Origin of the sequence: Paraburkholderia madseniana (assembly GCF_009690905.1) — a bacterium.
Classification (GTDB): Bacteria; Pseudomonadota; Gammaproteobacteria; order Burkholderiales; family Burkholderiaceae; genus Paraburkholderia; species Paraburkholderia madseniana.
Genome location: NZ_VOSW01000019.1, coordinates 72,610 through 99,100 on the forward strand (window position 1 = coordinate 72,610; position 26,491 = coordinate 99,100).

Sequence of the window (26,491 nt, forward strand, 5' to 3'; positions counted from 1 at the left end):
CGCGCGATGACCCAGACGCCCTCCATTCAGGATCTCATCCTGCAACCGATCGAAACGATCATCCCGCATCGCGGCACCATGCTGCTGATCGATGCCGTGAGCACTTTCAGCGAAGACGCACTGAGCGCGCGTGCCACTGTTCATGCCGACGCGTGGTATGCCGACGCCGACGGGGCGATGCCCGCATGGATCGGCATCGAGTTGATGGCGCAGGCCATCGCGGCGCACGTCGCGCTGCTGGCCATGCGCGGCGGTGGCCAGGCGCGCCCCGGTGTGCTGCTCGGCTCGCGCAGCTATCGCGCTTTGCAACCGTCGTTTGCCGGCGATGCCCAGTTGCTGATCCACGCAACAGAATTGCTGCGCAGCGAAGAAGGCCACGGCGCCTACGAATGCACGATCCATCATGGCGACGTGTGTTGCGCCGAGGCGGTCATCAAGATCTTTCAGCCGCGTGATTTTCAGTCATTCATCGAAGGGAGTTTCAGTTCATGAGCCGGCGTGTTCTCGTTACCGGCGCAAGCCGCGGCATCGGCCGTGCGATTGCGTATCAGTTGGCCGCCGACGGCTTCGCGGTGTCGGTGCATTGCCGCACGGGCCGCACCGAAGCCGAAGCCGTGGCAACGGGCATTGCCGCGCAAGGCGGTTCGGCGCGCGTGCTGCAATTCGATGTGCGCGATCGCGCCGCGTGCCGCGAAGTGCTCGAAGTGGATGTTGTGGCGCACGGCGCGTACTACGGCATCGTATGCAGCGCGGGCGTGACGCGCGACGCCGCGTTCCCTGCGCTCACCGAAGAAGACTGGGACATCGTGATCGAAACCGGTCTCGACTCGTTCTACAACGTCGTCCATCCGCTGACCATGCCGATGGTGCGGGCGAAAAAGGGCGGGCGCATCGTCACGATCGCGTCGGTCTCCGGCGTGATGGGCAATCGCGGCCAGGTCAACTACAGCGCGGCGAAGGCCGGCCTGATCGGCGCATCCAAGGCGCTCGCCGTCGAACTGGCGACGCGCAACATCACCGTCAATTGCGTCGCGCCGGGTTTGATCGATACCGGCATGCTCGACGACATGCCGCTCGAGCAGGCATTGAAGACGGTGCCGATGAACCGCGTCGGCCAGCCTGCCGAAGTGGCGTCCGTGGTCAGCTTCCTGATGTCCGATGCGGCCTCGTATGTCACGCGTCAAGTGATCGGCGTCAATGGTGGGATGGTGTAATGAAACGCGTCGTCATTACGGGCATGGGGGGCGTCACGGCGTTCGGTGACGACTGGAACGCAATCGAAGCACGCCTGAAGAGCGGCGTGAACGCGGTGCGCCGGATGCCTGAGTGGGATTACTTCGAGTCGCTGCACACGCGGCTCGCGTGTCCGTTGCCGGGTTTCACGGTGCCTGCGCATTATCCGCGCAAGAAAACCCGCTCGATGGGGCCGGTGTCGATGTACTCGGTGCGCGCGAGCGAGCTGGCGCTCGCCGACGCGGGCCTCGCCGACGACACCAGCATCAAGGACGGCCGCATGGGCGTCGCCTACGGTTCGTCGTCGGGCTCGGTGCAGCCGATTCGCGCGTTCGGCACGATGCTCGAAACCGGCTCGATGAGCGACGTCACGTCGAACAGCTACGTGCAGATGATGCCGCACACCACGGCGGTCAACGTCAGCCTGTTCTGGGATCTGAAAGGGCGGATCATTCCGACCTCGTGCGCGTGCGCATCGGGCAGCCAGGCGATCGGCTACGCGTATGAAGCGATCCAGGCCGGCAAGCAGACGCTGATGCTGGCGGGCGGCGCGGAAGAAATGTCGGGCCCGGCGGTCGCCGTGTTCGACACCTTGTACGCCACCAGCACGCGCAACGACGAGCCGCATCTCACGCCGCGTCCGTTCGACGCCGCGCGCGACGGCCTCGTGGTCGGCGAAGGCGCGGCGACGCTGGTGCTCGAAGAATACGAACACGCGGTGGCGCGCGGCGCGCAGATTCACGCGGAGATCGTCGGCTTCGGCTGCAATTCGGACGGCGCGCATATGACCCAGCCGACCGCCGAAACCATGGCGCTGGCCATGCAGCTCGCTTTGAAAGATGCGCAACTGCCGCCCGAAGCGATTGCCTACGTGAACGCGCACGGCACCTCGACGGACCGCGGCGACATCGCCGAAAGCCATGCGACCGCGCAGACCTTCGGCGCACGCATGCCGATCAGTTCGCTCAAGAGCTATGTCGGCCACACGCTCGGTGCGTGCGGTGCACTGGAGGCGTGGTGGACCATCGAGATGATGAAGCGCAACTGGTATGCGCCGACCTTGAATCTGGAGAACGTCGATCCGGCCTGCGCATCGCTCGACTACATCGTCGGCACAGGCCGTGAGATCGACGCCGAATATGTGATGAGCAACAACTTTGCATTCGGCGGCATCAACACGTCGCTGATTTTCAGGCGCGTTCGATGAGCGTGCCACTGCAACGCGTGGTCGTCACCGGCATGGGGATCGTGTCGTGCCTCGGCAATACGCTCGACGACGTGTCCGCCGCGCTGCGCGCGGGCCGCTCGCGCATCGAGCGGATCGACGCGTGGCGTGAGCGCGGTTTTGGTTCGCAGGTGGCGGGCGTCGCATCGGTCGCGCAGGAGCCGCCGTTCGATCGCAAGCTCGAACGCTTCATGGGCGACACCGCGCGCTTTGCGTGCCATGCCGCGAAGAAAGCGATCGACGATGCCGGGCTCGACCTCGCCGCGTTGCGTTCGCCGCGCGCCGGGACGGTGATTGGTTCGGGCGTCGGCACGATGTCGAGTTACGACGTGTCCATGTCGATTGCGAATACCCGCGGCGTCGACAAAGTGCCGCCGTATACGGTTCCGCATGCGATGAGCAGCACCGCGTCGGCCAACGTCGCGCAAGTGTTCGGACTCGAGGGCGTGAGCTATTCGCCATCGTCGGCATGCACGACGTCGGCGCTCGCCATCGGCCAGGCGATGCAGTTGATCCAGACCGGCCGCCAGCACATCGTGCTGGCCGGTGGCAGCGAGTCCTTGCACGACAACATGACGCTGATGTTCGACGCCATGGGCGCACTGTCGCGCAACTTCAACGACACGCCGCAGCGCGCTTCGCGTCCCTACGACACGGCACGCGACGGCTTCGTGATCGCCTCGGGCGGCGGTGTGCTGGTGCTCGAATCGCTCGATCATGCGTTGGCGCGTGGAGCCCGCATTTACGCCGAGCTGACCGGCTTCGGCGACTGCACGGACGCGGCCGGCATGGTCACGCCGCGTGCGGCAGGCATCGCACGAGCAATGCGCGGTGCGTTGAGCGAAGCGGGCAAGCGTCCGGACTACATCAACACACACGCACCGTCGACACCGCTTGGCGATGTCGAGGAATTGCGCGCTTTGATTGACGTATTTGGCGCTGAAGTCCCCGCGTTTTCGTCGACCAAGGGTATGACCGGGCATCCGCTCGGCGCATGCGGCGCGCACGAGGCGATCTACACGTTGCTGATGATGCGCGACGGTTTCATCGCGGGGACGGCAGGCATCGAGACGCCGGAGCCGGGCGTCGTCGGTATGCCGCTCGTGCGCACGACGCGTGACGCGCGCATCGGCACCGCGATGTCGATTTCGTTCGGGTTCGGCGGCAGTTGCGCAAGCCTGATGTTTGAAGTGTGGCAGGGCGGCTGAACCGGCCGTCATTTAAAAAAACGAGGGCAATAAAAATGAAAAAACGTTTTGTACTGGGTGCACTGGCAGTGGTGGTGCTGACGCAAACGGGGTGCGCCACGGACGTGAAGTCGGTGCCGCTCGCGGCGGCCGGCGGCCAGTCGCGCGGTGGTGTGCAGATCTATTTTGGCCAGCAGAGCCACCCGGCAGTGAAGAGCCAGTTGGGCGATGTGTCCTATTCTGTGCGGATCGCGCGCAAGGTGGCGAATCCGGATGACGCATGCCACGAAGCGCTTGCCCAAGCCGTGCAGAAGCTGCGCGCTGCAGCCCACGAACGCAACGCCAACGCCGTGATCGACGTGTCGACGCGCTTTCATAGCACCGAGAGCAACTCGTCGACCGACTTCACCTGCGGCGTGAGCCCGAGCGCGGCCGCCATCGCCGTGAGCGGCCAGCTTGTCGTGCTGGAAGCGAACTAGGTCGAATCGAACACGCAAATAAGCACGCAAATAAGCACGCCGTGATGCTTACCAGGGCGGTGGCATGCCACCGCCCTGGCGAGATTCAATCTGCCTTGACTGCAGCGACATTGACCAACGTTTCCCGACGCTTGCCAGGCTGCGGGTGGTACATGCCGAGGCGTTCCAGCAGGCCGAAGTCTTTCGCGCGGCTCCACCAGAGATACGGCAGCGAGACGTTGCGCTGCTCGAAGCGGAAACCGCCGCGGCGGATCATGTCGAGGTACCCGTCCGCGCTTTTCTGCACATGCATGGGATGACGGAACAGCAGCCGGATCACCCACGATTTGATGTACGCGTCGGTGGATTCGGCGAACAGCAGGATGCCGCCTGGTTTGAGCACGCGGCGGAATTCGGCGAGCGCGCGGTCCTGCTCGACGAGATGGTGGAAAGTTTGATGGCAGAACACGATGTCGGCGCTGGCATCGGGCAGCGGTAATTTCGCGCAGTCGCCGTGCAGCACTTCGATATCGGCGAGCTTGTCGCGGCACGCGCGGGCTGCATTGGCGGCAAGCGCCAGCGACGGTTCGTGAAAATCGACGCCGACAAGGCGGCGCGGCTTGAACGCTTCGGCAAGCAGGTGGAACGAAATGCCTTGCCCGCAGCCGACGTCGACGATAACCGGCGCGGCTGGCAAGGGCGCGTCGATCAGGCGTTTGAGGTCGTTGATCGCGACCCGCAGGACGTGATGTTCCCACGTGTAAGTGCGCAGGAACCAGATCCCGAAGGCCGTTTCCGGCACGAAAGGCACACTGGATGTTTCGGATGGCGACACGCTGGGCTCCCCGACGAAATATTGTTCTTGCTGTGAAGCGTAATTGTAACGAAAAGTAAGGGCGCAGCGTAACGCTGTTCCGTGCAAGCAAACGATTGAGGCAACCTTGAGTACACATTCGTCAAAGCGCATAACTGTCGACGTAGCGATCATCGGTGCGGGTCCGGCAGGCGCAGTCGCGGCGGCGCTCTTACGCCGGGCGGGCCGTTCGGTGCTGGTGCTGGAGCGCCAGCATTTTCCGCGCTTCTCGATCGGCGAAAGTCTGCTGCCGCAAAGCATGGCCTACCTCGAAGAGGCGGGCATGCTGCAGGCGGTGGTCGAAGCCGGTTTCCAGTACAAGAACGGCGCGCATTTCGTTTACCGCGACCAGTCGTCGGCGTTCGACTTCCGCGACAAGCATTCGCCGGGGTGGGGCACCACGTACCAGGTCGAGCGCGCGGTGTTCGACGATATTCTGATTCGCTGCGCGGCGGAGCAGGGCGCCGACGTGCGCTTCGGCCATACGGTGCGTGCGATGCAAACCGGTGAAAATGGCAGCAAGCCGGTGCTCGACGTGATCGACGAAGCGGATAACGCGTATGAAGTGGAGGCGTACTTCGTGTTCGACGCGAGCGGTTTCGGCCGCGTGCTGCCGCGCTTGCTGAACCTCGAAGCGCCTACGCGCATGCCGACACGTGCCGCGATCTTCACGCACGTACGCGATGGCATTCCGGCTGGCGCGACCGATCGCAACAAGATCTGCGTGGCGACGCACCCGGAGCGCCGCGACGTGTGGTTCTGGATGATTCCGCTGGCGGGCGGCCGGTCGTCGGTGGGATGCGTTGCCGAGGCCAGTTTCCTCGATGTGCCGGAGGCTGAGCGCGACGCGAAACTGCGGGCGTTGATCCAGCAGGAGCCGACGCTCGGGCCGTTGATCGGCAATGCACCGTTCCTGATGCCGGTGCGTCATATCGGCGGCTACGCGGCGAACGTCGAGCGTTTACATGGACCGGGTTATGCGCTGCTCGGCAATGCGGGTGAATTTCTCGATCCGGTGTTCTCATCCGGCGTGACGATTGCGTTGCGTTCCGCGCACCTCGCGGTGCAGACGTTGAACCGGCAACTAAATGGCGAACAGGTCGATTGGTCGGCCGCTTACGACGTACCGTTGCGCAAGGGGATCGATACGTTCCGCGCGTTCGTCGAGCGTTGGTACACGGGCGAGCTGCAGGACATCATTTTCTATCCGGACCAGACGCCTTCGATTCGCCGCATGATCAGTTCAGTGCTGGCGGGTTACGCGTGGGACGAAACGAATCCGTATGTCGCCGATCCGGTGCGGCGCTTGAATGCGTTGCATGAGGTGTGCACGCATCGTTGATCAAGGCTGTAAGCATCGGAACATTTCCATGCTCCGCACGGGCAAAAGAAAACGGCGCTTCTGTAAAGAAGCGCCGTTTTTCTCAATCGACTGAGTCCGCTAGAGAGTCAAGCAGGCCATCCAATCAGGCCGCGATCTTCGCCACGCGCGGCGCATGCTGACGCACGTCGTCGCGACGATGCACGCGCTTGCCCGCGGCATATGTTTCGTAGATCGCGCGGTCGTCGCCGAGCAGCGCGAACGCGAACAGCAGTTCTTCGAGCGATTCGGTGCGTGCGGTACGGCGTGCGAGCAGCGGCGTGGCCTGCGGATCGAGCACGACGAAGTCGGCTTCCGACTTCGGCTTCAGCGTGCCGACCTTGTCGGCCAGATCAAGCGCTTCGGCCGCCCCTGCGGTGGCGAGATAGAACATGCGCGTGGCCGTCAGATGATGACCAGTCAACCGCGCGACCTTGTGCGCTTCGTTCATGGTTTGCAGCATCGAGAACGAGGTGCCGCCGCCTACATCGGTTGCTAGCGCGATCGGCATGCCGGCTTCGTCGGCCTTGTCGAAGTCGAACAGGCCGCTGCCGAGGAACAGGTTCGAGGTCGGGCAATGCGAGGCGACCGTGCCGGTTTGCGCCATGCGTTTGCGGTCTTCCTCGTCGAGGTAGATGCAATGGCCGTACACCGCGCGGCGGCGCAGCAGGCCGTAGTGATCGTAGATGTCCAGGTAGCTGCGGTGGCCCGGGAACAGATCGGCGACCCATTTCACTTCGTCGGTATTCTCCGCGACGTGGCTCTGGATGAAGATGTCCGGATGCTTGCCCGCCAGTACGCCGCATGCTTCGAGTTGCGCTTCGGTCGAGGTCGGCGCGAAACGCGGCGTGAGCGCGTACATCTGGCGGCCACGGTTGTGCCAGCGGCCGATCAACTCGGCGCTGTCGTCATAACCCGATTGCGCGGTGTCGCGCAGAAACTCGGGGCAGTTGCGGTCCATCAGCACCTTGCCGGCCACCATGCGCAAATTGCGTGCTTCGCTCTCGGTGAAGAGGGCGTCGGCCGATTCCTTGTGGACCGTGCAATACACGAGCGCGGTGGTCGTGCCGCAAGCCAGCAGCTCTTCGACAAAGAAGCTTGCCGTATCGCGTGCATACGCCGGATCGGTGAAACGGCGCTCGGTCGGGAACGTGTACGTGTCGAGCCACGGCAGGAGACCCGGCGCCGGCGACGCGATCATGTCGGTCTGCGGATAGTGAATGTGCGTATCGATGAAACCCGGCACGATCAGCTTGTCGCGCATTTCCTGCACCTGGGTGCCCGGCGCGAGTTGCGACGCGAGCGCTGCATACGCGCCCGCTGCGACGACATGGCCGTCTTCGACGATCAGCAAACCGTCCTCGTTGAAGACCGCCGCGTTGGGCGATTGCGCAGGGTCGCCGTTGAAGGTCAGCAGTTGTGCGCGGAACGCTGATTGTGTCGGTTGAGTCATGGAAAAACCGTCTCCGTATTTGTGAGGAGCTAAACAGCGCAGACGGCGGCTTGATTCCGGGTCCGAAACGAACCCGTGCCGCCGCCGGCTGCCATTCATTGGCCCGTCAGTGCGGGCCGCCTGGGTGCCAGTGCGCGTCGAGCTTCGCGATCAGTTCGCTGCGTTGCTCGGGCGTGACGAACGACGCTTCGAAGCTGTTGCGGATGATCGTGTAGACCTCGGCATCGTTGAGCTTCAACGCGTCGATCGTGGCGAAATAGTTGGCGTTCACGTAACCGCCGAAATAAGCCGGATCGTCGGAATTCACCGTGACGGCGACGCCGCGATCGAGCAGGTCCTTCAGCGTGTGCTTGGTCATGTCGTCGAACACGCAGAGTTTCAGGTTCGACAGTGGGCACACGGTCAGCGCGACGCGCGAATCGGCGAGACGCGTGACGAGCGCCGGGTCTTCGATGCTGCGCACGCCGTGGTCGACGCGGTCCACTTTGAGCAGGTCGAGCGCTTCGTAGATATACGACGGCGGGCCTTCTTCGCCCGCATGGGCGACCAGTTTCAGACCGAACGCGCGTGCCTTGGCGAAGACGCGTTCGAACTTCGAAGGCGGGTGGCCGCGTTCGGACGAATCGAGACCCACGCCGATCAGCCGATGTTTGTATTGCTCGAACAGCGGCAGCGCTTCTTCGAACGTGGCGAGCGCGTCTTCTTCCGATAGGTGACGCAGGAAACACAGAATCAGCTTGCTCGTCATACCGCGCTTTTCCGCATCGGCCAACGCGCGATCAATGCCTGCGACGACGGTTGCGATCGGCACGCCACGCTCCGTATGCGTCTGCGGATCGAAGAAGATTTCGCTGTGGATCACGTTGTCGGCGAGACAGCGCTCGACATACGCCGTCGTCATGTCGTAGAAGTCCTGCTCGTGCAGCAGCACGCTCGCGCCGGCGTAGTAGATGTCGAGGAACGATTGCAGATCGGTGAACGCATACGCGGCGCGCAGCGCTTCGATCGACTCGTACGCGAGCTTCACGCCGTTGCGTTCGGCAAGCGCGAAGATCAGCTCGGGTTCGAGCGAGCCTTCAATATGAATGTGCAACTCGGCCTTCGGGGCGCGAGCGGTTTTCTCAATGAGTGCCGTGGGGGTAGCGGTTGTTGTATTCATGGTCGGTCAGAAGTTCGTTGGAGTCGTTTCGCGCCGGATGCGGGATGCAGGACAGAACGCAATCGCTGTGGGGCGGCAGGTCGATTGTGCGGCAAATCAGACCGTCTGCGCCGCGTGCGCGCCCGCATTCGCCTCTACTGCCTGCAACACTTGAGCAGCCGCGGAAATCGCAATGATCTCCGGCGACTTGTCGACGATACCGTCGACGCCGAGCGGGCACTTCATCCGCGCAATCTGCGAAGGATCGATGCCACGCGCGGCCAGCCGATGTTCGAACTGCTTGCGCTTGCTGTGCGAGCCGATCATGCCGAAGAACGCGAAATCGCCGCGCCGCAGAATGCGCTCGGCCAACTCGAGATCGCGCGCATGGTTGTGCGTCATCACGATGAAGTACGTGTGCGGCGCAGCCTGGTCGATGGCTTCGTCGGGCGCATCGTTCGGATCGATCTTCACGTTGGGCGCACGCAGCGTCTCCACGGGGGGAAACTGCGCGTCGCGTTCGTCGACCCAGCGTACCGTGCAAGGCAACGTGGCCAGCACGCGAACCAGCGCCGCGCCCACGTGACCGGCGCCGAACAGCACGACCTGGAAATCGCCTGGCGCGATGGTTTCGGTGAGCAGCGCGCCGCTGTCGTCGAAACCGGCGCCGTCCCACAGCAGGCAGTCGGAGGCATCGACACCCGGTTCGGGGTCGGACAGCATCACCGCATCCGGTGCGGGGCCGAATGATACGCTACGCACCGTCGAAAGGCCCGCGGCCACGCGTTTCGCGAGCGAGGTGATCCAGCCGAGGTCGCCGATGTCGAGGCGTTCAAAGGCGAGAATCACGGCGCCGCCGCAGCACTGGCCGAGACTGGGGCCAAGCGCGAAACGTTCGAGGCGGCGCATATGCGGCGAGCGCATGCCGTCGCGCAGCACCTGGCGCGCGGTCTCGATGGCTTTCCATTCGAGGTGCCCGCCGCCGATCGTGTGCTTGGCCGAATCGCGTGTGACGATCATCTTGGTGCCGGCTTCGCGGGGCGCCGACCCTTCGACGCGTGCGACCGTCACCAGCACGGCGGCGTCGCCGTGCGCGAGCAGTTGTTGCAGGTCAGGTAGCCAGGCTTGCATCCGGCGGTTCTCCATACATGGCCGCGCGGGGTGTCCGTGCGGCCGGTTGAGTGTGGCGGGACGCGTTCGTGTCGCGTCGGGCCCAGGCTTTAAGTTGCTTAACGTCGTTCAACGCTTCATCAATTTGCTAAACCGGCGTGGTGGCGGATGCGGCTGCGGCTGCCGCTTCCGTTGCTTGTTCCGTCGGCTGTCCTGTCGCGGGTTCTGTCGTCGTCGCGGGCGATTGCAACGCGTCCAGCGCGTCGAGAATCGCTTCAGGTGTCGCCGGCGCGCGAAGCTGCGGTGCGTTTTCCGCGCCCGGCACCGCGGCCGCGACCGCGTCACGAATCGCGAGGAACACCGAGAACGGCAACAGCAGTGGCGGCTCGCCTACTGCCTTCGAATGGAACACGGTCGGCTCGACGTTCTGATTCTGATAAAGCTGCACGTTAAATGCCGCGGGCGTATCGCTGACGGCGGGAATCTTGTAGGTCGACGGCGCGTGCGTCATCAGGCGGCCATCGCGGTTCCACCACAATTCTTCGGTGGTGAGCCAGCCCATGCCCTGAATGAAGCCGCCTTCCACCTGGCCGAGATCGATCGCCGGATTGATCGATTGGCCGGCGTCGTGCAACACGTCCGCTCGCACCAATTTCCATTCGCCGGTCAGCGTATCGATCACTACTTCCGACACGGCCGCACCGTAGGCAAAGTAATAAAACGGGTGACCGGTCAGCGTTTTCGCATCCCAGTGCACTTTCGGTGTCGTGTAGAACCCATCCGACCACAACTGCACACGGGCCAGATATGCGGCGGCGACCAGTTGCTCGAATGGCATCGCACCGCCGTTCACCGACACTTCACCGCTGGCGAATTCCACTGCATCGGCGGTGCCGCCGAGTTGCTTCGCCGCGAGTTTGGCGAGCCTGTCGCGAATGGTCCGCGCAGCGGCTTCGGCGGCTTTGCCGTTCAGGTCGCTGCCAGTGGAGGCGGCGGTCGCCGAGGTGTTGGCGATCTTCGACGTATCGGTCGCCGTCACGCGCACGCGCGAAAGCGGCAGGCCGAGCTGGTTCGCGACGACTTGCGCGACCTTCGTATTCAGTCCCTGGCCCATTTCGGTGCCGCCGTGATTGACGAGGACCGAACCGTCTTTGTACACGTGCACCAGCGCGCCGGCCTGATTCAGAAACGGCACGTTGAACGAGATGCCGAACTTCACCGGCGAGAACGCGAGGCCGCGTTTGAGCACAGGACTTTTTGCGTTGAACGCGGCGATCGCGTCGCGGCGCGCGCGGTAGTCGCTGGTTGCAAGCAACTCATCCGTTAGCGGGGCGATGATGTTGTCTTCGACTGGCTGTCCGTACGGCGTCGTGTCGCGTTCGCCGATGCCGTAGTAGTTGGCGAGGCGCACGTCGAGCGGATCGCAGTGCAATTGACGCGCGATGCTGTCGAGCATCACTTCCATCACCAGCGCGCCTTGCGGGCCGCCGAAGCCGCGGAATGCGGTGTTCGATTGCGTATTGGTCTTGCAGCACAGCGCGACGATGTCGACGTCGGACAGGTAGTACGCGTTGTCGAAGTGACAGACGGCACGGGTTGCGACCGCACCGGACAAGTCAGCGGAATAGCCGGCTCGCAAGGCAATTTCGACGCGTGCGCCGAGGATGCGGCCGCTATCGTCAAAGCCTGCTTCGTATTCGTAGACCGCGTCGTGGCGCTTGCCGGTGATCATGAAATCGTCGTCGCGGTCGGCACGTAGTTTGACCGGCCGGCGCAGCAGCTTCGCCGCCAACGATGCCACACACGCAAACACCGCCGATTGCGATTCCTTGCCGCCGAAGCCGCCACCCATTCGCCGGCATTCGCACACGACGTTGTGCGCCGGCCAGCCGAGCATATGCGCGACGACCTGCTGCATTTCGCTCGGATGCTGCGTCGAACTGTAGACGAGCATGCCGTCCATTTCCTTCGGCACGGCGTACGCGATCTGGCCTTCGAGATAAAACTGTTCCTGGCCGCCGACTTCGAACGTGCCGCGGATCTTATGCGGCGCGGCAGCGATTTTCGCATCGGGTTCGCCGCGCCTCAGATGCAGCGGCGGCAGGACGAACTGCTTATTGGCTTTCGCTTCGGCGGGAGTGAGGACGACCTCGAGCGGTTCATATCGCACGACGTCATCGCTTTTCGCCAGCGCTGCCGCGCGCCGCGCGAGATCATGACTTTCGGCGATCACCGCGAACACCGGTTGACCGAGATACAGCACTTCGTCCACAGCGAGAATCGGATCGTCGTGCAGCACCGGGCCGCAGTTGTTCTCGCCGGGGATGTCTTCGGCGGTCAGCACGGCGATCACGCCAGGCGCTTTTCTGACAGCGTCCAGATCGAGCGACACGATCCGGGCGTGTGCATGCCGCGACAGCCCAAGCGCCGCGTGCAGCGTGCCTTGCAATTCGGGGACGTCGTCGGTGTAGGTGGCTTCGCCGCTCACGTGCAGCGCGGCCGATTCGTGCGGCAAGGAGATGCCGATCGCCGTCTCGCTCTCCTGAGCGGCGGCGTGCCTGGCAGCATGTTCGACGAAAGCATCGGTCCGGTTCATCACGACGACTCCTTCGCAACGGCCGCGTCGGGCGCGCCGGCTTCGTACGCGAACGCATTCACGTCGAAGAGGGCGAGCGGCGCGTCATCGCGCGTTTCGAGGTGGAAGCGCCACAACAGGTTGCGCGCCACCTTCAGTCGATAGGCGCTCGAGGCGCGCATGTCGGTGAGCGGCTGGTAATCGGCGACGAGTGCGTTCATCGCTTGCCGCGCGGTGCTTTCGTTCCATGTTGCGCCATTCAGCGCGGCCTCGGTTTGCGCGGCGCGTTTAGGCGTCGCAGCCATGCCGCCGAATGCAATACGGGCTTCCCTGATCGCGCCGTTTTCGCCGATGTGCAGCGCGAATGCGGCGCACACCGCGGAGATGTCCTGATCGTAACGCTTTGACACTTTGTAGGTGCGGAAGCGCAGATCACGCGCCGGACGCGGCACGCGCAGCGCTGCGACGAATTCGCCGGCCGCGAGCGCGGTTTTCTGATAGCCGAGGTAGAACGCGTCGAGCTTCAGCGTGCGGGTTTTGGCGCCTTGGCGCAGCACGACTTCGGCGTCGAGCGCGAGCAGCGCAGGCATCGAATCGCCGATTGGCGAGCCGTTCGCGACGTTGCCGCCGAGTGTGCCGGCATTGCGGATCGGCAGCGACGCGAAGCGCGTCCACATCTCGGCCAGTTCCGGGTAGTCGACGGCGAGCGCCGCGTAGGCGTCTTCGAGCGTCACGGCGGCGCCGATTGTCAGCGTCTGCGCATCGCGCTCGATCGTCTTCAATTCGGCGACGTTGCCGATGTACAGGATGTCGCCGAGATCGCGGAACTGCTTGGTGACCCAGAGGCCGACATCGGTGCTGCCGGCCAGCAGACGCGCTTGCGGATGCTCGGCGCGCAGTTTGGCGAACGCGTCGAGCGAGATCGGTGCATGGAAAGTGGGCGAGCCGAACGTGGCGCCACGCGTATCGGGCGCGCTGTACTCGAAGGTGTCGCGGCGTTGGATCTCACGCAGCTTGTCGGCGACCGCCTTGCGGTCCAGCGTCACGCGTGGGTATTGCGGATAGTCGAACATTTTCTGCGACGCATCGACAATCGGCCGGTAGCCAGTGCAGCGGCACAAATTGCCGGACAGCGCGGCGTTGATCTCATCGCGGGTGGGCAGGCCGGCGGCGGCCGGCTGGTTTTCATACAGCGCCCACATCGACATCACGAAGCCGGGGGTGCAGAAACCGCACTGCGAGCCGTGGCAATCGACCATGGCCTGTTGGACTGGGTGCAGGGCGCCATCGGCGGCGCGCAGGTCTTCGACGGTGAAGAGGGCTTTGCCGTCCAGCGTCGGCAGGAACTGAATACAGGCGTTGACCGCTTTCAGCGCGAGCCCGCCTTGTGCATCCAGTTCGCCAATCACCACCGTGCAGGCGCCGCAGTCGCCCTCCGCGCAACCTTCCTTGGTGCCCGTGCAATGCAAGTCCTCGCGCAGGTGCTGAAGCACGGTGCGCGACGCCGGGGCGCCCGCGACCTCACGGACGGACCCCTGGTGATAAAAGCGGATGGTTTGCGTTGTCATGGCGAATCCGAAAGACAGTGCGGACCGGGCGCGCGTTACGCATGGGGTCGCGCCAAAGCCGGCCTCGCGCACGTAGATCGCCATCCAGTTCCGAAGATAGCACTACCTCGTCCCGAAAAGATTTCCCAACTCGCATGAAGCTTATTCGGAAGCAGTCATGAGATAAGTACGATTCGCGCCAGGGCGGGAAGTTGCGTGAGGCGGGATGAGTGGCGCAAAGCCTTGAGGGACGGGGCACGGCGAGAAAAGGGGGCGGAGCGGACGTGAAAACGCCGGCCTTCGCCCCGTCAGAGAAGACGGATCAAAGGCCGGCGCCGATTCAATCAGATCGACCGGAAGCGCCGATCAGGCGATCCGGCGGTGATTCTTAACCAGGCTCAGCGCCAGCGGCACGAAAGCCACGACGAACGCCACCAGCGACCAGGTGGGCAGCGACAGGCCCAGAATCGGCGGATAGGCTGTTTCGCAGAGCCCTGCCACTTTGAAGACGCCCGGCAGCCACTGCGCGGGCGGCAAGCTGTCGACCACCGGCTGCAGCGCGTCAAAGCCGCAACTGAAGCCCGGATTGGCCTGCACATAGACGTGCCGGGCGGCGGTCACGATGCCGCCCAGGGCCGACAGGGCCGCCAGCACTTCCAGCAGCCGCACGCCACGCCAACTGTTAAAGCGCGCGCCGAGGAACGCAAAAATCGCGATCAGCAGGAAGAAATACCGCTGGATGATGCACAGCGGACACGGGTCTTCGTGCAAGCCGTATTGCAGATACAACGCGCCGGCGACGAGGCCGACGCAGATCAGGCCAAGCAGAACCAGCAGGGAGCGCTCGCGGCGCAGCATCGCATTGTCGTTATTCATGGGTCGTGTGGCTGTCTGGAAACGAAAAGGGCGGGTGCCCGCGATTCTAGCGCGAACCCCCGCCCTGGCGCTTATCGCGCTTTTAAGTCGCAATCCCCGCTCAGTGTCTGCGCCGTATCCCGTTCAGCGCCCCAATCAGCGAATCGCGTTGAGCACCGCCTGGGCGCCGCGGCCGATGGCCAGCAAGGCGTCGTCGGCGTGCGGTGCGCCTGCCAGCATCAGGCCGACGGGCGCGTCGCCGCGCAGATGGCAAGGCAGCGACAGCGCGCAGGCGTCGAGGAAGTTGAACACGCTGGGGTTGCGCAGGATCAGCGCGTTGGTGCGGCCAAATGCTTCATCGTCGTCGATCAGATCGGCCACGCGCGGCGGCACCACCGGCACGGTCGGTGCGACCACCGCGTCGAAACGCTGCCACAGCGTGCGTGCGGCTTCGTCGAGCATGGCCTGGCGCTCGGCGAGCAGGTCCAGATAGTCGACGGCGCTGGCCGGCTGGCCTTTCAGGATGCGTACCAGCACGCGCGGATCATATTGATCGCGGTGCTTTTCCAGCAGCGGACGGTGCCATGCATACGCTTCGATCGGCGAAAAGCCGAAGCGGTTGATCTCGGGCAGACGGTCGAGCGGTGCAAAGCGCACTTCCGTGACGATCGCGCCGGCCGCTTCCAGATGTTTGAGCGCCGTGTCGATCGCGGCGGCGACCGCCGGTTCGACGCCGTCGGTCACGAAATTGGTCAATACGCCAAGGCGCACGCCTTCGAGCGGCCGGGCCGCCGGAATGCGCGGCTCGAGCCCGGCCAGCATGCGGTCGACCAGCGCGCAGCACGCCACTGAGACGCCGATCGGCCCGAACGAATCCAGTGTGGAAGAGAGCGGTACGCCGCCTTGCTTCGGAATGCGATCAGCGGTCGGCTTGAAGCCCGTCAGGCCGCACAGCGCAGCCGGAATGCGGATCGAACCGCCGGTGTCAGTGCCGAGCGCGACGGCCGCCATGCCGTCCGCGACCGACGCCGCCGCCCCCGACGACGAGCCGCCCGAAATCCGCTCGTCGCCCTTCACGTCGCGCTGATACGGCGACAGCGGATGTCCGTAGTGCGGGTTCAGGCCGAGTCCGGAAAACGCGAACTCGCTCATATTGGTGCGCCCGACGATCACCGCGCCCGCCCGTTTCAGGCGCGCGACCGCGACCGCGTCCGCTTTGGCGGCGGGCGCGTCGGCTAGCACCACGGAACCGGCGCGGGTCGGCTGCCCTTCGATATCGAACAGATCTTTGACCGACACCGGAATCCCGGCGAGCGGCGAGAGGACGGTGCCGGCGGCGCGCAGGCGGTCGTGCGCATCGGCCGCGGCGCGGGCGCTGTCGGCGTCGACGTGCATGAAAGCGACCGCACCCTGGCCGGCAGGATCGGCGATCCGTTCGAGCGCGGTTTCAACGAGCGCGCGGCTCGTGGTGCGGCCGGCGGCGAGGTCGGCGGCAAGCTGGGCGAGCGGCGGGAAGGGCGTGAATTCGGTGGCCATGATGTCGGGAGAATCCGGTTGAACCGGGGGAAGCCGGTTAAGGTGGATGGGAAGCGGTCGAGAGATTCGGTCGATGGGACGCGGTCGATCAGATGCGGTTGAAAAGCGTCGCGCGGAACGCTTCGATATGCTTTTGCACCGATTGGCGGGCGCCTTCGGCATCGCGTTCGCGCAGCAGGCGAAACAGCTCCAGATGTTCTTCGTGGACGTCTTCGAGATGATGCAGCTCGGACAGCGAAATGAACCAGAAGCGCAGCGAGCGTTCATGCAGCCCACGCAGAATGTCGGCCAGCACCGGGTTGCGCGACGCCGCCGAAATCGCCAGATGAAACTCGCGGTCGATATCCATCATGCCTTCGATATCGTGCGCCGCGACGCACACCGACGAGCGGTCCAACAAGGCCTGCATCGCGTCGAAATCGTGTTGCTGCGCATGGCGCGCGGCCAGCTCGACGCAGTAGCTTTCGTTGACGAGCCGCACGTCGATGATCGCCAGCACATCGTCGAGCGAAACCGGGCGGACCATGATGCCCTTTCTCGGCATGATGGTCAGCATGCCCTCGTGCACCAGCCGGTGCAGCGCCTGATGCACGGGCGTTCTGCCGATGCCGGTCAGCACCATCAATTCCGCTTCGTTGAGTACCTCGCTTGGCCGCAGGCGCATCGTGATGATCTCGCGCTTGACGAAGGCATAGGCCTGTTCGGCGAGGCTGGCCGTGGCGGTCTCGCGGGGGGTACTGGAGCGGCGGGCAGTCTGCAAAAGCGTCATGTGAAGAAGGTGCGGGCGTTGTCGTCCGCATTGTAGAACAAGGTTTTGCGCGGACGGCGCCGGGTGGGCGGTTGCTCACCCGGCGCCGTTTGCGCATGACGCGTGGTTCTCACACGTCACAGCAATCACGGCAATCACAACGTGTCAGGCGCTCCTCGGCGTCACCGCCGCTGCGTGCTGCACCTTGACGCGCGGCATCATCAACGTAACCAACCCGCCGACGATCAACGCCCCCGCGATCAGCACCAGCCCGAAGGTCACGCTATGCGTCGCATCTTTGACGATGCCGAGCACATACGGGCTCACATAGCCGGCAAGGTTCGCAATCGAGTTGATCACGGCGATGCCGGCCACGGCTGCGGAGCCTTGCAGGAACGTGGTGGACATCGACCAGAAAATCCCGAAGCCCGCCAGAATGCCGATGTAGGCGATCGACAAACCAGTGACGGCGAGCGGAATCGAATTGGTCACCGAGGCGCTGCCGAGCAGGCCCGCCGCGCCGATGAAGCAGCATACGGCGTAATGCCAGCGCCGTTCGCCTGTGATATCCGACGAGCGGCCGATCAGAATCATGCCGATGCCCGCCGCGAGATAAGGAATCGCGGTGACGAAGCCGTTCGTAACGAGATTCGTGACGCCGAGGTCTTTGACGATCTGTGGCAGCCAGAACGAGAAGCCCGCATTGCCGGTGACGAGGCAGAAGTAGATCAGCGTCAGCAGCCAGAAGCGGCCCGAGCGCAAGGCAACCGCCAGACTCTGCTCGGCGCCGGCTGCCGCAGCGGCCGTGTTTTCACGCGAGAGGCGGGTGAGGATCACGCGCTTTTCGTCGTCGGTAAGCCAGGCGGCTTCGGCGGGCGTGTTGCGCAACACGGCGAGCGCCCAGAAGCCGGCGAGGATCGACGGAATACCTTCGATCAGGAACATCCACTGCCAGCCGCGCAAGCCGTGAGCTTCATGCAGCGCCGACATCAGAAAGCCCGACAACGGCGCGCCGATGATCCCTGCCACCGGAATCGCCGCCATGAACACGGCGACCATCCGCGCGCGCCGGTCGGACGGAAACCAGAAGGTCAGATACAGCACCACGCCCGGCACCAGTCCGGCCTCGGCGACGCCGAGGAAAAAGCGCAGCACGTAGAACATCGTTTCCGAGCGTACGAACATCATCAGACACGACAGCAGCCCCCACAGCATCGTGATGCGGGCGATGGTGGCGCGCGCGCCGAACTTCTTCAGCAGCAGATTGCTCGGTACCTCGAACACGAAATAGCCGAAGAAGAAGATCCCCGCGCCGAGTCCGTAAGCCGCGTTCGAAAGCCCGAGGTCGCCGGTGAACTGCAGCTTCGCGTACCCGATGTTGACGCGGTCCAGATACGACAGCACGTAGACGAGAAACAGGAACGGCATGATGCGCCAGGTGATCTTGCGCAGGGCGGCGGCTTCGAGCCACGCGTCGGAAGACGCGTCGGCGTTGGCGGATAGCGAAGGGGGATTCATGGGTGCCTCATTCGACGATAGGTAGCGCGTGCACGCGGTAAGCGTGGCGCAGCGTGCGGTTCAGGATGGGGTCGTGCAGTTCGAGTTCGAGCGCGTCGCCGTCGGCCATCCCGACGATGCCGCCTTGTACCGCCAGCGTGCCGCAGAACATCGCGGCGCCATCCGCTACGGGCGCGCGTTCCAGCAGATCGGCGGCCGGCAGCAGCGACGCGACGGTGCCTTGCTGGTAGACGCGCCGCTCGCCGTTCTTTGTCACGGCGAAAGCACGCAATTCGAGCTGATCCCAGTGCCCGGCGACATCGTCGAAACGCCATGCGTCGCGTGCGAGCGGTTTCGGGCAGACCTGTTTGGAGACGGTGACGCCGTAGGCCTCGACTTCGCGGTCAGTATGGTCGGAGCCGACGGTGACGAAGAGCCCCGCCTTCGAGCGCACCAGCACGCACTCGGCTTCACCGCTCGACTTCACACCAACCACGTCGATCTGTTCGGCCTGCGTCAGCAGCTCGGCGCCGAGGCGGTAGAAGCAGGGTGTGGTCGACGGCCGCTTCACGCCGAGTTCCGCCAGTTCGGCGATGTGATGCTCGATCGCCGCCTGATCGCGCCCGGCCCAACCGGCGATCGTCAGTCGATTCACTTCGACGATATCGGCGCGACTGTCGCCGGAACGATTTACGACATTGAAGGACACCTGCATCACCCGACTCCCAAGAAAATATGCGGCAAATATTATTGTGATATTTCACTGGCGTCCAGCGTGTCAAAAAAGTTTCGGGCCTACGGTCCGGTTGCTAGGCCCCTGATCCGGCCAATCCCACGCCCTTTCGACGTTTGCGCGATTCGGCGCGTCGTGCGGGTGCGTTACACTGCGTTTTTGAGACATTACTTTTTGTAAGGGACGCATCAATGCATCATGGCATCGGCTTCATTCAGGATCTGGCGGTCGTGATGGCGCTTGCCGGCGTCGTCACCGTGCTGTTCCATCGCCTGAAGCAGCCGGTGGTGCTGGGCTACATCGCCGCGGGCGTGATCATCGGGCCGTACACGCCGCCGTTCCAACTGATTCACGACGAGCAGACCATCCAGACGCTCGGTGAACTCGGCGTGGTGTTCCTGATGTTTTCGCTCGGACTCGAATTCAGCCTGCGCAAGCTGTTCAAGGTCGGCGCGACGGCGATCGTCGCGGCGCTCTCCGAAATCGTGCTGATGCTTTGGATCGGCTATGAGATCGGCAGCGCGTTCGGCTGGAGTTCGATGGACTCGCTGTTCCTCGGCGCGATTCTCGCGATCTCGTCGACGACCATCATCGTCAAGGCGCTCTCCGAGCTGGGCCTGAAGCGCGAGGGCTTCGCGCAACTGGTGTTCGGGATTCTGATCGTCGAGGATATTCTCGCCATCGCGATGCTGGTGCTGCTCTCCGGCATTGCGCAGACAGGGCAGTTGAGCGCGGGTGTCGCCGTCGTGACGCTCGGCAAGTTGCTGCTCTTCATGACGGTGTCGTTAGTGGTGGGCATTCTGGTCGTGCCGCGCGCGCTGAACTACGTGGCGCGCGCCAAGAGCGACGAAATGCTGCTGGTGTCGGTGCTCGGCTTCTGCTTCGGCTTCTGTCTGCTGGTGGTGAAGCTCGATTACAGCATTGCGCTTGGCGCTTTCCTGATCGGCGCGATCATGGCCGAGTCGCGCCATCTGCATCGGATCGAGCACCTGATCGCGCCACTGCGCGACGCCTTTTCCGCGATCTTCTTCGTGACGATCGGCCTGATGCTGAACCCGGCCGTGCTGGTCGACTATGCCTGGCCGATTGCGGTGATTACGGTGGCGGTGATCGTCGGCAAGATCGTGTCGTGCGGGCTCGGCACTTTTCTCGCGGGCAAGGATGGGCGCACGGCGATGCGGGTCGGCATGACCGTTTCGCAGATCGGCGAGTTCTCGTTCATCATTGCGTCGCTCGGTTTGACCTTGAAGGTGACGAGCGCGTTTCTGTATCCGATAGCGGTGGCCGTCTCCGCTTTGACCACGCTTTTCACGCCTTACCTGATTCGTGCCGCCGATCCGCTGACGCAGCGTCTCGGGCAGGCGATGCCACGCACGCTCGTCAACGTGTTCGGCATGTACGGGCAGTGGCTGCGTAGTTTGAGCACGGGAACCGGCGAGCCGACGCTGTTCAGCATGACGCGGCGGATCATTTTGCAGATTGCCGTCAATCTCGCGCTGGTCGCGGCGATCTTCCTGATCGTGTCGTATAGCGCGCCTTATACCAGCACCTTGCTCGGGCAGTGGATGAATTCCGAGCCGATGCAGCGCGTCGTGCTGTGGAGCATCGCGCTGGTGCTGTCGATGCCGTTCCTGGTCGCGGTCTATCGCAAGACCAAGTCGCTTGCGTTGTTGCTCGCCGAGGTGAGCGTGCAGCCGGCGACAGCGGGGCGCTTCACCAGTGCGATTCGTTACGCGATCTCCGACCTGGTGCCGGTGGTCTCGATGGTCGGCGTGTTTCTGCTGGTCGCGGCGCTCTCCAGCAGCATCTTGCCGCCGACGGGTCTCCTGACTGTGGTGCTGGTGTGCGCTGCGCTACTGCTGGCGCTGGTGTGGCGCTGGTGCGTGAAAATCCATGCGGCGATGCAGATCGCTCTGCGCGAAACGTTCGAAGAACAGCCGGATCCCTGAGTTGGACGACCTGCGTTATGAACCGCAACAATGTGAGTAATTGTGTGCGGGTTTGCCGGGCTTGCCGCGCTAGCGGATAATCAGGGCATATTCATTCGTTCGCGTGGAAGGGGCCTGTCTGACTGTCATGAGCGAAAACAAACCTGAAAACACCGGTAAGCCCGGCAGCCCATCGTCGCCTTCGGCGACGCCAGCGTCCTCAACGCCCTTAAGGCCTTCCACGTCGTCCGGCGCAACTCCCGGCGCGTCGAAACCCGACGTTTTGCCGCCTGAGCCGGCGGCCTCGTTACCGCTTTCCCACGAAGATTCCATCCAGTCCCCGATCAAGGACGTGGTCGCGCCGTCGGCTGCATTGCCGGCTGCCGGGGAGGCCGCGGCGAGATCGTCGACCGACGACCCTGACAGCGCATCCACTGTCACCCCCACCGATGCGCAGACGGCGCGGCAACGCGACGCGGCTGAAGCACGCAGTTCAGCGGCTGCGTCGACCGCACAGCAGGAGGCCGAGGTTCACGAGCGGGCGGCACGCAAGGCGGGACAGGCCTACAAGAGTCCAGCCACACCTCCTGGCACGCTCGAGAGCAGCGAACCGCTCACCGGCGAATTGAGCGCTCCGGCCGACGAAGCTGCCCTCACCGGAAACGAGGAAAAAGCGCAAGAAGCGGCCGCTTCCGCCCGCCGGGCCGGCTCGCCGCCGCCGGGTTTCGGCGCCGCGCCTGACTTCACCGCAACGAACCCGCCGCCGCCGAATGCGTTGCCGCCGTCGCCGCCGCGCTATCTGCGGCAAAGCGATTCGGCGTGGACCGTGTTCGGCCGCATCATCGCGGCGCGCGCGCGTCAGTTATTCGATCGCGCTGGCCAACGGATCACGCAGCGCACGCTGCGCATCGGCGTGTCGGCGCGCATCTTTCACCCGGAACCGGGTGCGAAGGGGCTGCGGGGCAAGACGCTGCAATACCTCGAGGAATCGATTGCGCACTGGGTGATGTCGCGCGACGTGCTGGTGTTCATGATTCCGACGGTTGGCCATCAGGGCATGCTGCACCCGAGCAATATCCGTTTGCGCGACTACGCGAAGCATCTCGACGGTCTGCTGCTGCAAGGCGGCGCGGACGTCTCGCCGCAATCGTACGCGGAACAGGCGACGAGCCCCGAGTGGCCGGGCGACCGCGTGCGCGACATGTACGAACTTGAACTGCTGCATGAGTTCATCGAGTCGGGCAAGCCGGTGCTCGGCGTGTGCCGCGGTTGCCAGTTGATCAACGTGGCGTTCGGCGGCACCTTGTACCAGGATATCGCCACCGAAGTGCCGACCGCCGGCACTCACGTCAACGAGCACTACGATCAGCATCGGCACGGCATTCACTTCCCGGACGGCTCGACGCTGGCCAATATGTTTCCGGGCCGGCGCGAGGCAATCGTCAACTCGATTCACCATCAGGCGGTCAAAACCATCGGCCGCGATCTGAATATCGAGGCGGTGTCGGCGTCGGACGGCATCATCGAGGCCGTGCGCTATCGGCGTGCGCCGTTTGTGATGGGCGTGCAGTGGCACCCGGAGTTTCATCGCGCGGGCGGTCCGGAGTTGCTCGATTGCACGCCGTTGCTCGACACCTTCCTGCGAGTGGCGCGCGAAACGCGGTTTTAAGGCCACACCTTTAAACCGCGCTTTCGAGTTTCGAGTCCGGTCTTTCAAGCACGATTGTCACGGGCCGCCGCCATGTTTGGCGGCGGCGCCCCGTGAGGTTGTTTTCCCACTGCGGCTTTCCGTTCGTCTTCGCTTCGCTATCAGGGCCTTTACGGGTTATGCGGGTGATGCACCGGTCATCGTCGGTGGCTTATCAAGCTGCTGCCTATCTCCATATTGCAGCTCTGCTTGATGTTGGATTCGCGCGAACGCCATGCAGATTGGGAAACGTCCGCATGAGTCATGCGCGAGTCAAATTGTTGCGTTTTCGTCTTATCTGAAATCTTTTATTTCGCGACGGGTACGTCCATCCGACCGAATCATTCGCTATCGATTTATCTCGATTTAAAGTCCGTCAGCGCGACGCTTGAGTGCTTCGCTTAACGACTAATCCGCGCGATAATCCAAGGCTGTTTTGGATTCGCATGGAGCATGCACGTATGAAGTACCCCTTAATTGTACGGCGCGCCATGTTGCTCGCGGCCTCGTGTGCGCTGTTGCAGCATGGTGGTTTCGTACTGGCGGCGCAAAGCGGCGAGACCGCGCCTCTGGTCGGCACGCGGCCGGCCATCAATACGCTCACGCCGCAACCGGTCGCCGCCGCACTGCGTAGTGCGGCATCAACCACGCCGCCGGCTACTGCCGGTGACGCGCAAGGCAACGTCGCCGAACTGATGGAGATGATTCACGACGTCAGGCTGAGCGAACTGCGCACCACATATAACGGTAGTTACGGCGCGAGTCTGTTTTTCTATCCGCAAGAAATGACGTACTACGTCGCGCTTTTTCAAGACAAGCATTTCTGGCGCGTGATCAAGTCGGAGGACATAGGTCGTGCGGAAGCGGTCTATGCAGGTTTTGTTCAGCAGACGGCGCAACTCGCGGACGTCGAAATTCGCCGCACGCAGTTGCAGGCGCAGAAAGCGTATATCGAAGACATCATCGCATTGTCGGAAGATCGTGCTAAGCGCTTACAGGCCGACCTCGACGTCGCGCGTACGCAGCAGGCCAAGGTCAACGACTATCAGCGGCAGACGCAAGGCGAGGCGGTTGCGCTGCACGCGGAAAAGGAAAAGGCGCAGGCGCAATTGCGTCAGGTGCAGGGTGAAGTGATGCAGTTGCAGCGGCAGACCGAGTTCGGATTGCCAACGCAGAAGTAGGCGGACGAGCGTAAAAAACCAGGCCATTCATGGCCGGGCTTGGTCTGCTGATCAACCCCACGCTTTTCGGAGCGTGGGGTTTTGTTTATTTGCGGCCCGTTTTTGCAATCACGACGCGGTTACTTCGCGAATTCATCGGGAACCTCGGTCACGCGACGTTGCGATACGTGATTGATCCATTCTGTCCCACCGGTTTCAGGCGGATTGATCGTCGAAGCAGGGCGCGATGGCGGCGCAATATCGCGCAGGTGTGTGCGAGCTGACAGGGTCATTGATCCGTATTCGTCGGTGCCGAGTTGCGAAGGCGCGAGTGGCGAGTAGGCTCCCGCCGACGAGGGTTTCGGTGAAGCTCGTTGTGGATTCGCCGACAGTGGAATCTGCGGCACTTCGTAGTTCGTCGGCGAGATGCGTGACACCTGCGCTAGCGACTGCATCGCGATGGTGGTCTGCGAACTGCGGCCGCTTCTTTTATACTGGTTCGGGGCGCTTTCGCGTAGCTTATCCCGGCGACGCGATAGGTTTTGACCGGCTATAGCGCGCGCCGGTGTTGCCGTGACGGGCGTGACGATTTCCGTCGTGGCGCTCGGCGCAATCACCGCTGGACGAGTATCAGCAACTGCGTAGGGTGTAACAGCAGCATCAGGCGAGTGACGATTCGCCGACTGCGCCTCCTGACGGATCGGGACCTTGCCCGCCGGTTTGGCATCGCTAATCGTGTGACGCTGCGCCAGATGACCGAACCCAATCCAGGCAAGCATCGCGGCGCCGCCGAGTGCGCAGGCGCCGCCCGCTAGCGCACGCCAATGCAACGACCCGCCGCGCGGCGAGGCCGGAACCGGCGAGAAAGGTACGGCTTCGGCGGACGTTCGCAAAGATTCGTCGGCCGGTGTGTCGAACACGGTTGTTGAGCTGGCAGGCGAGGTGAAGCCTGAGGACACAGCCGGCGGCAAGCGCCACGACTCCCACTGGCAGAGCGCGCGGATGGTGTCCGCATCCAGACAAAAGGTACGTAAGACGGCCGCATAGAGCGCCTTGAGCTCCGCACGCAAACTGTGTCCTGGCGGCAGCAGCGCCCAGTCGCGGCCGAATGGCGGGGGCAGCAGGCGGCCCAGGGGCGACAGGCTCGGCAGCGCCATGGAGCCTTCGATGAGGGTGAGGGGGACAGTGGTCGACATCGGTTTCTTCGCAGCGCCTCGTAAAAGGGCCGCGGCTGGCGGCTCAGGGGCTCTGGCTTCGGAGCGATGCGTATGAAAACGCTGTACACAACGCCATATGGAAACGCCGTACTCAGGTCGAGCACGCCGCCGCATGAGCGGTTACTGTGAAGCCATCGGGATGCGGAAGATGATGCCAGGAAGTGGCTGAACTAACGATCGGATTGTTCCGAAAAAGACGCGCCGGTCCGTCCTGAGTCGGACGAGTTCTGGACGATGATCAAACCGGGCACGCCAGTCTCATCGATCCAGCCGGTACACGTAGCGCAACGCAGTAATATCCACGCCGCCCATGTGATCCGGTTCGGCGCCGACGAACTGCCAGCCTTGCCTTTCATAAAAGCCGATCGCCGGTGTGTTGCCTTCGAGCACGTAGAGATACAACTGCGTCTCGCCTTGCGCGCGCGCCCAGTCTTCGGCAGCACGCATCAACAGCTTGCCTGCGCCGATACCCTGGTGCGCAGGCAGTGCATGCAGGTTGTCGAGCAAGACACCCCACGCGGACTCCGGCTGCCGTTCGACGCAGACGAAACCGATCGGCTCGCCCGCGAGCTCGGCGATCAGAACGATGCGGCGCTCGCCGCCTGGTGCGCGCAAGCGCGCTTCCCAATAGGCGGCGCGCTCCTGCGTCACCTCGCCGTCGAGGAACGCGTCCGGCAGCAGGCCGCGATAGGTGGCCTGCCAACTGGCGCTATGGATCGAAGCGATTAGCGCCGCGTCCGCGAGGGTCGCAGGCCGCAGTGAAAGTGCGTGGGAGGTTTGCATCGGGATGGTGGTCAACGGGAATGGCCTGTCTGCGAAAAGTCTACCGCAAGGGTGAGCAGATGTTGTCTGTAATGAAACTGTATGGAATGCGCGACAGCGCCAGGAACGGTAACATTGCATGTTGCGGGTTCCGGGTATTTCACAACGTTTACCCTGATACCGCGCAAATGTGTTCAGTATGAAAATGCGGCGCCCCCGGCGCGTTCTA

Annotated in this window: 22 protein-coding genes; 9 read left to right on the top strand and 13 right to left on the bottom strand. The window is 63.6% G+C overall.

Features of this window, described 5'->3' with window-relative positions:
* Positions 1-6: 6 nt before the first annotated feature.
* From FSO04_RS12365 to FSO04_RS12385, 5 genes are read left to right on the top strand one after another with little or no spacing between them, the layout of a single operon-like run.
* Positions 7-492, top strand: coding sequence for a hotdog family protein (locus tag FSO04_RS12365; protein WP_154559949.1), 486 nt, complete (start codon positions 7-9; stop codon positions 490-492).
* Complete coding sequence (locus FSO04_RS12370) at positions 489-1,214, top strand: 3-ketoacyl-ACP reductase FabG2 (RefSeq protein WP_154559950.1); 726 nt, start codon at positions 489-491, stop codon at positions 1,212-1,214. The genes FSO04_RS12365 and FSO04_RS12370 overlap by 4 nt, the downstream gene beginning before the upstream one ends.
* A complete protein-coding gene (locus FSO04_RS12375) occupies positions 1,214-2,440 on the top strand; it encodes a beta-ketoacyl-ACP synthase (RefSeq protein WP_154559951.1) in 1,227 nt (408 codons plus the stop codon). The genes FSO04_RS12370 and FSO04_RS12375 overlap by 1 nt, the downstream gene beginning before the upstream one ends.
* Positions 2,437-3,666, top strand: a complete 1,230-nt coding sequence (locus FSO04_RS12380; protein ID WP_154559952.1) for a beta-ketoacyl synthase N-terminal-like domain-containing protein — start codon at positions 2,437-2,439, stop codon at positions 3,664-3,666. Before FSO04_RS12375 ends, FSO04_RS12380 begins: the two co-directional genes overlap by 4 nt.
* A gap of 35 nt (positions 3,667-3,701) precedes the next feature.
* Positions 3,702-4,124: a signal peptidase gene (locus FSO04_RS12385; RefSeq protein ID WP_154559953.1), complete on the top strand. Its 423-nt coding sequence runs from the start codon at positions 3,702-3,704 to the stop codon at positions 4,122-4,124.
* A gap of 85 nt (positions 4,125-4,209) precedes the next feature.
* Here the strand turns inward: FSO04_RS12385 and FSO04_RS12390 are convergent, their stop codons facing one another.
* Positions 4,210-4,938 (bottom strand): class I SAM-dependent methyltransferase, encoded by a 729-nt coding sequence (locus FSO04_RS12390; protein ID WP_168435659.1) that lies wholly within the window; start codon positions 4,936-4,938, stop codon positions 4,210-4,212.
* 106 nt (positions 4,939-5,044) lie between these two features.
* Between FSO04_RS12390 and FSO04_RS12395 the strand changes: the two genes are divergently transcribed.
* Positions 5,045-6,298 carry an NAD(P)/FAD-dependent oxidoreductase gene (locus tag FSO04_RS12395; RefSeq protein WP_154559954.1) on the top strand — a complete coding sequence of 418 codons (1,254 nt, stop codon included), beginning with the start codon at positions 5,045-5,047 and terminating at the stop codon, positions 6,296-6,298.
* A 124-nt stretch (positions 6,299-6,422) separates the two neighbouring features.
* Here FSO04_RS12395 and guaD read toward each other — a convergent pair whose 3' ends face one another.
* From guaD to FSO04_RS12445, 10 genes are all read right to left on the bottom strand, one after another.
* Positions 6,423-7,769, bottom strand: a complete 1,347-nt coding sequence (guaD, locus tag FSO04_RS12400; RefSeq protein WP_154559955.1) for a guanine deaminase — start codon at positions 7,767-7,769, stop codon at positions 6,423-6,425.
* Between the two features lie 106 nt (positions 7,770-7,875).
* Positions 7,876-8,928, bottom strand: a complete 1,053-nt coding sequence (locus tag FSO04_RS12405; RefSeq protein ID WP_154559956.1) for an adenosine deaminase — start codon at positions 8,926-8,928, stop codon at positions 7,876-7,878.
* A 96-nt stretch (positions 8,929-9,024) separates the two neighbouring features.
* On the bottom strand, positions 9,025-10,038 hold the full coding sequence (xdhC, locus tag FSO04_RS12410; RefSeq protein ID WP_154559957.1) for a xanthine dehydrogenase accessory protein XdhC: 1,014 nt from the start codon (positions 10,036-10,038) through the stop codon (positions 9,025-9,027).
* Positions 10,039-10,165: 127 nt separating this feature from the next.
* A complete protein-coding gene (gene xdhB / locus FSO04_RS12415; protein ID WP_154559958.1) occupies positions 10,166-12,613 on the bottom strand; it encodes a xanthine dehydrogenase molybdopterin binding subunit in 2,448 nt (815 codons plus the stop codon).
* Positions 12,613-14,160 (bottom strand): xanthine dehydrogenase small subunit, encoded by a 1,548-nt coding sequence (xdhA, locus tag FSO04_RS12420; RefSeq protein ID WP_174825285.1) that lies wholly within the window; start codon positions 14,158-14,160, stop codon positions 12,613-12,615. Before xdhA ends, xdhB begins: the two co-directional genes overlap by 1 nt.
* Positions 14,161-14,505: 345 nt before the next feature.
* Positions 14,506-15,015: a disulfide bond formation protein B gene (locus FSO04_RS12425; RefSeq protein WP_154559960.1), complete on the bottom strand. Its 510-nt coding sequence runs from the start codon at positions 15,013-15,015 to the stop codon at positions 14,506-14,508.
* Positions 15,016-15,150: 135 nt separating this feature from the next.
* Positions 15,151-16,530 carry an amidase gene (locus FSO04_RS12430; protein ID WP_154559961.1) on the bottom strand — a complete coding sequence of 460 codons (1,380 nt, stop codon included), beginning with the start codon at positions 16,528-16,530 and terminating at the stop codon, positions 15,151-15,153.
* Positions 16,531-16,618: 88 nt separating this feature from the next.
* Positions 16,619-17,299, bottom strand: coding sequence for a GntR family transcriptional regulator (locus FSO04_RS12435; protein ID WP_154559962.1), 681 nt, complete (start codon positions 17,297-17,299; stop codon positions 16,619-16,621).
* A gap of 144 nt (positions 17,300-17,443) precedes the next feature.
* Positions 17,444-18,796 carry an MFS transporter gene (locus tag FSO04_RS12440; RefSeq protein ID WP_154559963.1) on the bottom strand — a complete coding sequence of 451 codons (1,353 nt, stop codon included), beginning with the start codon at positions 18,794-18,796 and terminating at the stop codon, positions 17,444-17,446.
* Positions 18,797-18,803: 7 nt separating this feature from the next.
* Positions 18,804-19,490, bottom strand: a complete 687-nt coding sequence (locus FSO04_RS12445) for a DUF2848 domain-containing protein (protein WP_154559964.1) — start codon at positions 19,488-19,490, stop codon at positions 18,804-18,806.
* A 209-nt stretch (positions 19,491-19,699) separates the two neighbouring features.
* On the opposite strand from FSO04_RS12445, the gene FSO04_RS12450 reads away from it, so the two are divergent.
* From FSO04_RS12450 to FSO04_RS12460, 3 genes are all read left to right on the top strand, one after another.
* Positions 19,700-21,457, top strand: coding sequence for a cation:proton antiporter (locus tag FSO04_RS12450; protein ID WP_154559965.1), 1,758 nt, complete (start codon positions 19,700-19,702; stop codon positions 21,455-21,457).
* A gap of 127 nt (positions 21,458-21,584) precedes the next feature.
* Entirely contained in the window at positions 21,585-23,105 is a 1,521-nt protein-coding gene (locus FSO04_RS12455) for a gamma-glutamyl-gamma-aminobutyrate hydrolase family protein (RefSeq protein WP_154559966.1), read from the top strand.
* A 479-nt stretch (positions 23,106-23,584) separates the two neighbouring features.
* Positions 23,585-24,304, top strand: a complete 720-nt coding sequence (locus FSO04_RS12460) for a DUF2968 domain-containing protein (RefSeq protein WP_154559967.1) — start codon at positions 23,585-23,587, stop codon at positions 24,302-24,304.
* Positions 24,305-24,423: 119 nt separating this feature from the next.
* Here FSO04_RS12460 and FSO04_RS12465 read toward each other — a convergent pair whose 3' ends face one another.
* Both FSO04_RS12465 and FSO04_RS12470 read right to left on the bottom strand, forming a co-directional pair.
* Positions 24,424-25,479: a hypothetical protein gene (locus FSO04_RS12465; RefSeq protein ID WP_154559968.1), complete on the bottom strand. Its 1,056-nt coding sequence runs from the start codon at positions 25,477-25,479 to the stop codon at positions 24,424-24,426.
* A 279-nt stretch (positions 25,480-25,758) separates the two neighbouring features.
* Positions 25,759-26,283 carry a GNAT family N-acetyltransferase gene (locus tag FSO04_RS12470; protein ID WP_154559969.1) on the bottom strand — a complete coding sequence of 175 codons (525 nt, stop codon included), beginning with the start codon at positions 26,281-26,283 and terminating at the stop codon, positions 25,759-25,761.
* Positions 26,284-26,491 lie beyond the last annotated feature (208 nt).